We start from the raw sequence: 308 nt of genomic DNA, 5'->3' as shown, positions 1-308 counted from the left end.
CTGGCGCCTTTGTAGCCGACTATGAAGATCCCGACGCCCACCATGACGATGGCGACCGCCAGGCTCGCGAATGTCATCGCCTTGTCGTAGTGGACCGGTGTCTCCTTGACGGTGAACCCCATCATCGCGACGAAGTGCATCGTCCATATGCCGGATCCGATGGCCGCCGAGCCCAGCGCGAGCCAGCCCGGGCGCCAGGACTGCGAGACGAGCATCGATCTGGTGGTGCAGCGCAGGCCGAGCGCACCGCCGAGGCAGGCCATGAGATAAGCCACCAGCGGCGTGACGAGTCCGTAGCTGAATCCGTC

The 308-nt window shown here is 64.9% G+C and carries 1 protein-coding gene; it reads right to left on the bottom strand.

Annotated features, from left to right (window positions below):
• Positions 1-308: MHYT domain-containing protein (locus tag ACLZOT_RS51490; RefSeq protein ID WP_416976178.1), on the bottom strand; the 308-nt coding region annotated here is incomplete at both ends.

This window comes from Streptomyces sp. 4F14 (assembly GCF_048159485.1).
Classification (GTDB): domain Bacteria; phylum Actinomycetota; class Actinomycetes; order Streptomycetales; family Streptomycetaceae; genus Streptomyces.
Note: the sequence above shows the minus strand (reverse complement) of the source record. Positions and strands in the feature narration are given on the sequence as shown.